Annotated in this window: 8 protein-coding genes; all 8 read left to right on the plus strand. The window is 38.9% G+C overall.

The annotated features are described in order from the left end of the window. Window positions 1-262 precede the first annotated feature (262 nt). Entirely contained in the window at window positions 263-1,144 is an 882-nt protein-coding gene (gene rarD / locus FS818_RS26805; RefSeq protein ID WP_145336329.1) for an EamA family transporter RarD, read from the plus strand. Window positions 1,145-1,314: 170 nt separating this feature from the next. Next, window positions 1,315-1,767 carry an NUDIX hydrolase gene (locus tag FS818_RS26810; RefSeq protein WP_145336331.1) on the plus strand — a complete coding sequence of 151 codons (453 nt, stop codon included), beginning with the start codon at window positions 1,315-1,317 and terminating at the stop codon, window positions 1,765-1,767. An 18-nt stretch (window positions 1,768-1,785) separates the two neighbouring features. Continuing rightward, the gene (locus tag FS818_RS26815; RefSeq protein WP_145336333.1) at window positions 1,786-3,063 is read left to right on the plus strand and encodes an MFS transporter; all 1,278 of its coding nucleotides are present in this window, start codon (window positions 1,786-1,788) and stop codon (window positions 3,061-3,063) included. Between the two features lie 645 nt (window positions 3,064-3,708). Continuing rightward, window positions 3,709-4,644: a LytTR family transcriptional regulator DNA-binding domain-containing protein gene (locus FS818_RS26820; RefSeq protein WP_145336335.1), complete on the plus strand. Its 936-nt coding sequence runs from the start codon at window positions 3,709-3,711 to the stop codon at window positions 4,642-4,644. Window positions 4,645-4,782: 138 nt separating this feature from the next. Beyond that, window positions 4,783-5,628 (plus strand): ABC transporter ATP-binding protein, encoded by an 846-nt coding sequence (locus FS818_RS26825; protein ID WP_145336338.1) that lies wholly within the window; start codon window positions 4,783-4,785, stop codon window positions 5,626-5,628. Beyond that, window positions 5,625-6,326, plus strand: a complete 702-nt coding sequence (locus tag FS818_RS26830) for an ABC transporter permease (RefSeq protein WP_145336340.1) — start codon at window positions 5,625-5,627, stop codon at window positions 6,324-6,326. Before FS818_RS26825 ends, FS818_RS26830 begins: the two co-directional genes overlap by 4 nt. A gap of 167 nt (window positions 6,327-6,493) precedes the next feature. Continuing rightward, window positions 6,494-8,770: an accessory Sec system translocase SecA2 gene (secA2, locus tag FS818_RS26835; protein ID WP_145336342.1), complete on the plus strand. Its 2,277-nt coding sequence runs from the start codon at window positions 6,494-6,496 to the stop codon at window positions 8,768-8,770. Window positions 8,771-9,966: 1,196 nt separating this feature from the next. Continuing rightward, window positions 9,967-11,418, plus strand: a 1,452-nt coding sequence (locus FS818_RS26840) for a condensation domain-containing protein (protein WP_145336344.1), incomplete at its 3' end; no start/stop codon positions are given.

An 11,418-nucleotide genomic window follows, 5' to 3' on the forward strand; every position in this document is an offset into this window, starting at 1 on the left:
TCTTTGACCGGCAAGTTAAACCAGATATCTTGTGACATCGTCATGGCCCCCATAGAGAAAGAATTTATCTTATTATACGCTATTATGAAGAGAAGCAATGCACTTCAATGAAGTTGTGTGTTTAGACTACGATGTATATAGTTACAAAATTGTATTTTTATAAGTATTTCTTTACTTATGTCAGGAACGAGGCGTATAATCCGTTGAGACATCAGAGATTAAATAGAGTTACAGACAGAGATCATAAAGAGAGGTATGTTTCATGAATAGCGGATTAATTAATGCCATTATTGCGTATGTCATGTGGGGAATCCTCCCACTTTATTGGAAGCTGTTTAACGACGTGCCGGCTGGTGAGATTTTGTCACATCGGGTGGTGTGGTCATTTGTATTTATGGGGATTTTAGTCGCTATCCAGCGCCGCTGGAGTGATGTAAAACGAATCTGGACCAGCCGCTCAACTTTACTGTCGCTCACGGCTAGTGGACTGTTGATTGCGATCAACTGGCTGATTTTCATCTGGGCTGTGAACAACGGTCATGTGGTGGAGACTAGCCTTGGTTATTATTTGAACCCTTTGCTGAATGTGCTGCTTGCCGTCGTTTTCCTTCATGAGAAACCGAACCGGGGTCAATGGCTGGCCATTGCTATTGCAGCGATTGCCGTGCTGATTATTACGATCGACTACGGACGTTTCCCGTGGATCTCCATTTCACTGGCTGCATCCTTTGGTTTATATGGTCTGGCGAAGAAAAAGATCAAGCAAGATGCGTCAGTAGGTTTGTTGTCAGAGACCGCGGTTGTCTTGCCTGTTGCATTAGGTTATTGGATTTATCTGGGTATTGTGGGTAAAACAACGGCCTGGACGTTGCCAGCGCCAATGTTTTTTGAATTGTTGCTGTCCGGCGTTGTAACCGCATTGCCGTTACTGTTCTTTGCACGTGCAGCTGCCCGCATGCCGCTGTCCACGCTTGGATTTGTGCAATACATCGGACCAACGATTATGTTGGTTCTGAGCATATTTGTGTTTAAGGAAACGGTTTCCCCTGTGCTATTGGTTGGTTTCGCCTTCATTTGGATAGCGCTTGTCGTCTATGCTATTGCATCCATGCGTGCTACAAAACTGGCGAAGTCGATGTCATAACGGAAGATGATGGAATACTGGTCCTTCCCATCCATGTGGATGGGAGGGCTGTTTTTTTATCACCATCTAAGATATAGAAGGAAACTTGAAAAATTCTTTTATTTACAAATTAAGGAACAAGTGTTCTAATTATAGAAGATGATTTTTTGAACGGTGGTGGAGTTGAAAGGATGGAGCAACAGGGAGTTGTATTCGTTGTGAGCGTTTCGATCTTACATAAGGGCAAATTGCTTATCATCAAAGAGAACAAAGCTTCTGTGCGAAATACATGGAATTACCCCTCAGGTCGAGTGGAGTATGGGGAAGATATACTGGATGCGGCACGTCGGGAAACCAGAGAAGAGACGGGGTATGATGTTAGACTGACTGCTACAACAGGTATTTACAATTTTATAAGCAGTTTTCAGCAACAGGTGGTTTTGTTCCATTTTATCGGTGAAATTATAGGTGGTTCTCTGCAAGTGGATGCTGTAGAAATTGCAGATGCGAGATGGATTACACCTGAAGACCTATCTAAATCAAATGTGCTGGAATTGCGCGATCGCGAAGTGATACTGCAGATTACGGATAATATACTGTCTAAAAAAGAGTATCCGTTAATGATTTTCCAGAGCAAGCTATAGAAATGGAGAAAGATGTTCATGAAGTCCTCGTATTTAACTCGTTCTTTTTATTATCTGTGGACAACCCAAACAGCAGCCAATGCTGCGGACGTATTGTATATTATGGCCCTTACGGTTATGGTGCTGGATCGTACAAATTCGCTCGTGTCTGCGGCACTTTTGCCATTGATCCGCAGCGGGGCTCAGTTGGTGAGTAGTTTAGTTGCACCGCTATTCATTCAGCGTTTTAATTTGTCCAGCCTACTCTTTTATTCACAAACCGGGCAGTTTTTGTTGTTCATCTGTCTGGCAGTGTACATACATCTTAATAGCGTAGCATCCTCATTAGTACTTGTGTTTTCGCTTATATTTGTGATGTCTTTTCTCGATGGGTGGACAACGCCAGCTCGAAATGCGCTGATTCCGCGACTGGTGACTCATGAGCAAGGTTTACTCAAAGCCAATGGACTCATGAGCGTCAGTGATCAAGTTGTACAATTTGCAGGTTGGGGCCTAAGCGGCGTAGTGGTTGCATTCATTGGATCAAGTTCAACGTTGTTAATTGCAGCCGTTATTTATGGCTTGGCGGCTGTATTTACACTTGGCGTTAAGGAACCAAGTCATGGAGGGATACCAGAGAAGCGTGTGAATGCAGCAACAGATATTTCTCCTGATCTGGGCACAGGTAGATGGCATACGTTAACGGAAGGCTGGAAAATGATATGGAAGACACCTCGTCTGCGAGTGCTTACGTTCATGGATATGATCGACATGCTTGGCGGCTCTATTTGGGTAGGCGCATTCACGCTTGCGTTTGTGCAAGTGGCGCTTGGACAGGGAGAAGAATGGTGGGGCTTCATCAATGCAGCTTATTTTGCTGGTACCATTGGTGGTGGTTTGCTGGTACTTGCCCTAGCCAGAATCATTGGACGTCGATATTTTTCAGTCATGATGATAGGGATGGCAGGGTATGGAATCCTAACCGCCGTTTATGCTTTAAACTCACAGCCTTTTGTTGCGTTGTTCCTGGTCATGTTAATGGGGCCATTTGCTGAGCTTGCTATGATTAACCGACGTACGTTGATTCAAAGTAGTGTGGCTAATCCGATGTTACCCAAGGTTTTATCTGCTCAAGCCTCAATGATGCATCTCATATTTTGCGTTTCATTGTTAGGTATGGCCTGGCTAGCGGAATACATTGGTATTGTGAATCTTTATTTGTTTGCGGCTGCACTGACCATCTTGGCCATTGTTGCGGGTTTGCTGAATTTTAGGGCTTTTCAGGAGAAAAAAGTTCATCGTCAAATGATGAATTAGGGGAGAATGATGATCTGATGCACTTCTTTGCGTGATCGTTTCGTATTGCGGGGAGAGGGCGTTCGATTGATATCTACATGTGGTTGAGCATGAATGAAATAAAAATGGGATAAATCAATAATATTTTACGGAGTATAGATCTTCCGGATATCAATCAGTATCTTCCTACTCTTTGTTCTATTAGTTGTAATCGGCACCAATACACACATAATTTTTATTGAAAATATTCCATTCGTAGCTTTGCTCAAACCCGACGATATCTCTTTTGGTTGTTATGATATCATCTGAATCTTGGGGTTGTTCCATGGAACGTTCATCCGCAACGTCTCAGTCAATTTCAAACGTTTCTGTTGATAGACTTGCTTGATACCACGTTCCGTGTTCGATTATTAGCCTCAACAGATTCTTTATAAGAAGTGCTTGATTTTTCGTATAAAGGTTGTTAAATACCAATTATAGTTTCCGCAAGAATAGAACAATAGCGATCAACTGCTATTGTTCTATTCTTGCGGAAAGTAGAAATATTAGGCATTGAATAAAAGTATTTACTCATTACAAGTAACTAAAAGTGATAAAATCTTACAAAAAATCCTCAAAAGATTATATTATTGATATAGCATATAAAGAACTATCTAGGAGGAAGCTATGCAATTTCAACCCATTTATTATGATGGTGAATTACTTGTACCGCAAATTGAAATCAAGATTACACCTAACCAATGTGTAGGCATTATAACAGACCTAAAACGAAAACAGCTTTTAATGGATCAATTAGTGAGTCATTCCCAATGTTACTTGTTTCGAGCTCAGCAAAGCGAGTATATGCGTTTAACCGTAGAAGAGTTAATTAATTTTCTCATCAAAGTAACGGAAAAAAATGAGCAATTAGCTTTCTTAATTGACTATTTTGCTTTAAAAGAAGAACGAAATGTGAAAATCAAGGATCTTGGCTCATCTAAAAAAATGTATGTGACACTGCTTCGTGTTTTCTTTGCGCATCAGTCTACAGTGGTACTGGAGGAGCCTTATTATAATTTAGAAGAGTTGGATCGTCGTCAATTCAAAAAAATTTTAGATGATCTTTCAAAAGAAAAGCAGATTTTAATTTTAACTTCGAATTTAGAGGATGCCATGATTTCATGTGATACTATTTATCGATTAAACGAATCTGGATTTCACCTAATGGATATTCAGGATTTCGAAGTGGACAAGCGTGAAGTGAAGGAACAAACTCAGACCCATATCACCTTGCAAAAAATTTCTGCAAAAAAAAATGAAAAAGTCATTTTATTTAATCCGCCAGAAATTGATTATATAGAAAGTATAAATGGATCAGTTTATGTACATGTGGGTGGAGAGGATTTTGTCTGTTCTCTAAAGCTAAATGACCTTGAGCAAAAATTATTAAATTTTGGTTTCTTCAGGTGTCATCGTTCTTATATTGTTAATCTTCAAAAAGTAAAAGAGATTATTACATGGACGAAGAATAGTTATAGTTTGCGATTACAGATAGATAAAGATGCCGTGGTTCCACTATCCCGTTCAAAACTGCATGAGTTAAAAACACTTCTTAACATTTAATGCCTAGGAAAACATCGATCCAACTGGGCATCTCATGGTACTATTCGGGTAAAAAATGCCACAATTCGGCTAATTCTGATGAAGGAAGCTTGAAATCTGTATATATTTAAGTCATAAACTCTTAAGGAAGTGATGTTAATGGATATTATACAAGTAGAGAGTATTCGAAAGAAATTTGGAAATAGAGACGCATTGACAGATGTATCTTTTTCAATTCCGAAAGGAGAAATTTTTGGTTTTCTAGGTCCAAGTGGATCAGGAAAAACAACGTTAATAAAGATTCTAACTGCGCAATTAAATCCGACAAGTGGACAGGCAATGGTATTCAACGAGCCAGCTGAGATGATGTATCAGTCCAAACAGAAAATGCGCTTCGGTATTCTAACGGATAATAGTGGTCTGTATGAGAGACTATCAATTGAGGAAAATTTAGAACTTTATGCACAATTATATGATCTTCCTAAGTCTTCAATTGATCGAGTGTTGCAATTCGTAAATCTAAGCGGAGAACGCAAAAAGAAAGTCAATAAACTATCTAAAGGGATGCGTCAGCGTGTTACGTTGGCATGTGCGGTTATCCATGAGCCAGAATTATTATTTCTGGATGAACCTACATCGGCTTTAGATCCAGTAAACACAGCACATATATATAAAGGCTTACGTTACTTAAATGAGAATGGGACAACTATTTTTTTGACTACACACGACATGACTGAGGCAGAACTGATATGTAACCGTGTAGCAATTTTGCATCAAGGACAGATTCAAACCATTGGTTCACCAAGGGAACTAAAAAAACTTTATCGAGAGAACGTTGTTTCTGTTGAATTGATAAATGGGGAAACACACGAACTCACGTTAGATGAGGAATCGGCAGATCTAATAGCCGATTGGATGAAACGAGGCTTGATTGATAGATTAGAAACTAAAGAGCCAAGCCTGGGCGAAATCTTTATCAAAATGACAGGAAGTGAATTGTTATGAGTATCTCTATAAAACGTATTCAAGCTATATTCGTAAAGGATTACAAAGAGTTTTCGCGCAATTATGCGGTCTCCATTATGTTGATTATTCCTATTCTTCTTGCATTCTTTTTTCGGTCAACAGGTTCGTCTTTGCCTGGAGCTAGTGGTTTTCTTTTTAATACTTCCTTCGTATTGTTGACATGTTTCGTACAAGCGTGCTTGATTGCGGAAGAAAAGGAACGTAACACCTTACGTTCTCTAATGATGACTCCTGCTACGACCATGGATGTGCTAATTGGTAAGAGTGCATTAGTTTTTGCTATGTCTGTTGTTGTTCTGACCATTGCTACGATAACATTTGGATATGAACCAACCAATATGTGGGCATTTGTAGTTGCAATTCTTTTGTCTATTATTTTATACATTGCGGCCGGAACGATATGTGGCTTATTTTCTAAGACTTTGCTTGATGCATCATTATCCATACTTCCTGTGGCGCTTATATTTACTGGGGCACCAATGGCGGCTCTTCTTAAGGATGATTACCCGATCTTAAAAGTGGTGGATTACCTGCCAAGCAGTCAGTTGGTTAATCTGCTAGAAACAGGCTCGACGGAGGGAAGTGTATTAAAGCCTCTCCTCATTATTTTGGCATGGACGATTTTTTTAACGATAGTTTCTGTTGTTTTGTATCAACGGCGGCTGAAGGATGAGTAGAAACGTTATATAAAAGTATTCGAAACTTTTTATAGTCTGTACATGTGCTCCATATAAGTGTCAGATGAGCTATTCCAGCCGTTATTTGTTTTTTGCTCAATTTCAACAAAATGGTTATACTTCAGCTAATATGATGTACGCATCTTTTCCGAGGAGGGATCCAACTAATGAAATTAGCCACCAAGTTGATGCGAAAATTTAAAGACAGAGAAGTTAACAATAAGTTGAGAGACTATCGGGATAGAGCGCAATTCATTCAGCAACGAAATTTGGAAGAATGGGACGATGAACAGCTCCAAGGAGAATCGCTACGGCTAAAAAAAGAAGCGCAAACTGGTAAGCCTTTGGATGAGTTGCTTGTACATGCCTATGCATTAATCTGTGAGACGGCAAAGAGAAAGCTCAATTTAAAGCCCTACGATGTCCAGATAATGGCTGCTATCGCTCTTCATGAGAATTTTTTGATCGAGCAACATACCGGGGAAGGAAAAACGTTGTCTGCTGTTATGCCTGCGTACCTCAATGCGCTCACTGGTAAAGGAGTTCACGTGTTGACTTTTAACGATTACCTGGCAAGGAGGGATGCAGAGTGGATGGGGCCAATATATCGTTTCCTTGGATTGACGGTAAGAGCTGTACAAGAGGGCATGAGCCTATCGGAGAAGAGGGAAGCATACTCGGCTGATATAACTTATGTTACGGCTAAAGAGGCAGGATTCGATTTTTTACGCGACGCGATTGCTCTGAATGAATCCGATACTGTGCATCGTCCTTTTCACTACGTGATCGTTGATGAAGCGGATTCATTGCTTCTCGATGAGGCTCGAGTGCCACTTGTTATTGCAGGTGATTCCGATTCTTCAGAATATGACGTAACTCGTTTTGCTGATGTGACTAGGCAGCTTGAGGAAGATAAGCATTATGACTTCGATGAATTTAAGAGAAATGTTTACTTAAATGAATCGGGATCATTAAAAGTGGAATCACTACTGGGATGCGGAAATTTGTACGAAAGTCATAATTCCGATCTGTTAACATCTTTAAATTGTGCTTTGCATGCGGAAACATTATTTAAAATAGATGTTGATTACATCGTTCGAGACGGTAAAATTGAGTTAATCGACGAATATACTGGCCGCGTGGCTGAGAACAGGCACTTACCAGAAGGACTGCAAGCCGCTCTTGTAGCGAAAGAAGGGTTGCAATCAGATGTCGGAGGTGAAATTCTTGGAACGATTACCATTCAACACTTTATTAGCCTGTATCCAAAAATTTGTGGAATGACGGCTACTGCGAATTCTTCTTCGATGGAATTCAAAGAGATTTATTCGTTGCAGGTATTACAAATTCCACCGAACCGTCCAAATATAAGGATTGATCAGCCGCATCGAATTTATACGCATAAAGAAGCTAAGCTTAAGGCACTTGTACACGAAATTAAATCTGTTCATGCAACAGGACGGCCAATTCTTATTGGAACGTCAAGCGTGGAGGAGTCTGACTTACTGGCTGAGGCTCTAGCAATTGAAGGTATACCTTGTTATGTTCTGAATGCAAAAAATGATGCAGAAGAAGCTGAAGTCATTTCTAGAGCGGGGGAAATCGGCGCTGTTACTGTATCTACGAATATGGCAGGACGAGGTGTTGACATTCGTCTTGGCGGTGGTACCCCCTCGCAAGCAGAGGTTGTCGTCAAACTGGGCGGCTTGTATGTGATTGGTACTCATATAAACGAAAGTGTGCGGATTGATAATCAACTTCGTGGTCGTTCTGGACGACAAGGGGATCCCGGAACTTCAATATTTTTTATTAGTTTGGAGGACGAGTTGTTATTTCGGTTTGGTATCCATAAATTGATTCGAGCCCAAAAACAGGATGAGGCTCTCAAAGATCCGGCATTACACAGCAAAATCACGCATATACAACGTGTTATTATGAGTCAAAACTTCGAAATCCAACAGGAATTGAATGGTTATTCTGATATGGTTGAGGATCAGAGGCGAATTCTATACGAGGAGAGGCTCGCAATTTTGAAGGGGATAGAGTCAATGAGTCCTTTGGAACAACGGGTACGTCTTTTTTATATAGACAAGTTTTGGGCTGAACATTTAGCATATGTTTCTTATCTCAGGGAAGGAATCCACTTGGAAAGTCTTGCGAGTGGCAATCCCATTGACGAATTCCATACACAAATAACACGAGCTTACGAACAGATTTTATTTAAGATAGATAGTGAGTCAACAGATATGATCGAAAAGATCGGAAATTCGGATGATCCGACAAAATGGGAAGAGTTTGGCTTGAAAAGCCGTGCCTCCACTCGTACTTATATAATCAACGATCAGTACATTCAAAATAATCGTAGCTCGTGGAGCCCAATGACTATATTTGCTTATGGGATTCGCAAGATTCTGAGGCCGATTTTCAATCTATCAAAGTTTTGAACTACCAATGGGTTTAAGATGTTATTATTTTTCAGCCTACTGACCGTTATTACACCCTCTCGATTAAACCGATTCATTTAAGAAGGGGATTGCCTTTCTGGACAGGGGACAAAACACCTAACAAAATAAATAACCCGTCTTCGGAAATCTATCGGAGACGGGTTATTTATTTTGTTTGTTAGAATTTGAATATAGTTTCTAAGAGGCTGTTCAATGATGCCCTTCATTGCAGAAGCAGGTCTTAAGGTACAACGTTTCATGTTTTAGTGTTGAATGAGACGACTATAGGAGAATCGTCAGCAGACTTTCCTTTTAGAGATATGCTCATGGTTAATTCACTTTGTTAATGCAGTTCCAGCGTAGTAGATCGCACGAACTTGGATTTGAAGTGTTTAATATTCTCAAAATGAGAGAATAAGCTAAGAAACCTCCTATTTTGTCTTCTTGTAGACATCTTTATAATTTACCCTATTGAAACCTTTAAGTTTCAAAAAAAAAATTAACAGGATTTATAGTAAAAATAAAATCCTTGTTCCAATAAAATACAAATTGATGTATAATATTACCTTAAACGATCTATTGTGAGTTTTTTTTTACAAATTTTTGATGTATTATTTTTTTATTAAAAATACATTATTTTAAAAATAACAGAGTATGGAATTTTATTATAATGTGCTATTTTGTACTGTTTGTTTCCTCAAAATAAGTATGTGCTAAGTACTCTTTAATGAAATCTTCAGAAACATTTTTGTAATGGTACAGAATATTAACTAAAAACAAGTCTTCTCGCTATAATTTATGGCTAAAATGTGCTCATAGAAGCTTGGTTGCTACTGTCTAACAAGAAGAATGATAGGGCTAGGATGTGACGATTTTGAGGTGATTAACGCATTATGAATTTACTCGGAAGGCAAACCTGATGTACTCGGCCGTTGCATGTGAAACGGATTGTAAGTGATAATATCGCTTCGCATGCATCTTTGTACACAAAAAAAGAAGAGATTTTTGTGATGGTTCTATAACAGGATGACTACTGAATTCCTTAAGTCTTCAATGGTTTAGTGTAAGCAGTGAGAGTTGGATTAGCCTTAATTTGCATCGATTGATCAATTAATAACTGAAGTGAAAGATGAGAGGATAATTAATTCATCTATAAAATGTGCACATCATCTAAAATTTAAGGAGGCAATTCATTTATGTTGAATTCACCTAATTATCCATTAACGAACGCACAGAAGAGAATTTGGAATACTGAAAAAATATTGCCGAATACAGGGTTGAGTGCTCCATTGTTCTCTTTAAAATTAGAACCTAAAAGGGGCTCCATAGACTACAGTTTGTTAATAAATGCAATCAATATCCTCGCTGAACGTAATCCTATCCTTCACACTCGAGTCTTTGGAGAAGATGAGCCTAGACAGTATTTTCGAGAGTCTAGCGACATTAGTTTGAAAGTAGTTGACGGATCGAAGATTGATGTAGATTCATATCTTTTGGAAGAGTCAAAAAAAATAATGACACTAGGGAATCTAGAGTTAATTCAATTTCAAATTATTCAAATAAACGAAAATGAATGTGTCATATTGTTTCGAATACATCACATTATTTGCGATGGTTACACTGCAGAATTGATTGCAAAGGAAATTATGGATATTTATGTTGAGTTATTGAGGGGCGAAGTTTCTCCTGGAATAAATTCATCTTACATAGATTTTATTAATAGTGAGCTTGAGTATGTAAATTCAGATTCTTTTGTTAGAGATAGAGAGTTTTGGCTACAGGAGTTCGAAAACTATACTTATGATAATCAGGATATCTTATATGGTAAAAGGTCCGAAAGCACGGTAGGCAAAAGGAAGTCTTTTACTATTACGCCTGAGATGTATGATGGCATTAGAAAGTTTTGCAAAGAAAATGAGATTACTATGTTTACTATGTTGTTTTCGGCATTCCACCTGTATCTTCATAAAGTGACCTCAAATAATGATCAAGTTATCGGAACTTACTACGCTAATCGTTCAAATGCCAGTGAGCAAGGAATGTTTGGCATGTTCGTAAGTACCGTGCCATTTCGAATGCTTATTAAAGATGGGCAGGATGTCCTGTCTTTTATTAAAGCTGTTTATGAGAAAAAATCGGCTATTGCTGCGCATCAAAAATACCCCTACAACTTGCTTGTTAATGAAGTGCGTCAGAATACTAAACGTAAGGAACCATTGTTCCGTGTGGCAATGAATTTTCAAAGATCTCCCCTTTTCGAAAATGAGATATTCGAATATGAACTGGACCTTGTTTTTGGTGGTCACGAAGAGAATGAACTATTGATTAGAGCGCAACATAGTAAGGCAAAAAAAAGTTTGAAAATGGACTTTGATTATCGTATAGATCTATTCTCTGATGATGAAGTTACGTTGATATTTTCCCATATATCTAATCTGATCAAGCAGATTATCAAAGATCCTCATCAATTGATTGATGAACTTGACTTTATTTCTTCTGAAGAAAATGACAAATTGCTAATTGATTTTAACGATACGACGGCGGAGTATCCGAAAGACCAACCGATTCACGCGCTGTTTGAGGAGCAGGCAGATCGAACACCGGAAGCGGTGGCGGTTGTCTTCGAGGCTGTGCAACTGACGTATGGC

It is taken from the genome of Paenibacillus xylanexedens, assembly GCF_007680605.1.
Lineage (GTDB): Bacteria > Bacillota > Bacilli > Paenibacillales > Paenibacillaceae > Paenibacillus > Paenibacillus xylanexedens_B.

Excerpts from the sequence above, each read along its gene's own strand:
- secA2 (WP_145336342.1), top strand. The coding sequence starts at position 6,494 with ATGAAATTAGCCACCAAGTTGATGCGAAAATTTAAAGACAGAGAAGTT.
- rarD (WP_145336329.1), top strand. The coding sequence starts at position 263 with ATGAATAGCGGATTAATTAATGCCATTATTGCGTATGTCATGTGGGGA.
- FS818_RS26830 (WP_145336340.1), top strand. The coding sequence starts at position 5,625 with ATGAGTATCTCTATAAAACGTATTCAAGCTATATTCGTAAAGGATTAC.
- FS818_RS26815 (WP_145336333.1), top strand. The coding sequence starts at position 1,786 with ATGAAGTCCTCGTATTTAACTCGTTCTTTTTATTATCTGTGGACAACC.
- FS818_RS26820 (WP_145336335.1), top strand. The coding sequence starts at position 3,709 with ATGCAATTTCAACCCATTTATTATGATGGTGAATTACTTGTACCGCAA.
- FS818_RS26825 (WP_145336338.1), top strand. The coding sequence starts at position 4,783 with ATGGATATTATACAAGTAGAGAGTATTCGAAAGAAATTTGGAAATAGA.
- FS818_RS26810 (WP_145336331.1), top strand. The coding sequence starts at position 1,315 with ATGGAGCAACAGGGAGTTGTATTCGTTGTGAGCGTTTCGATCTTACAT.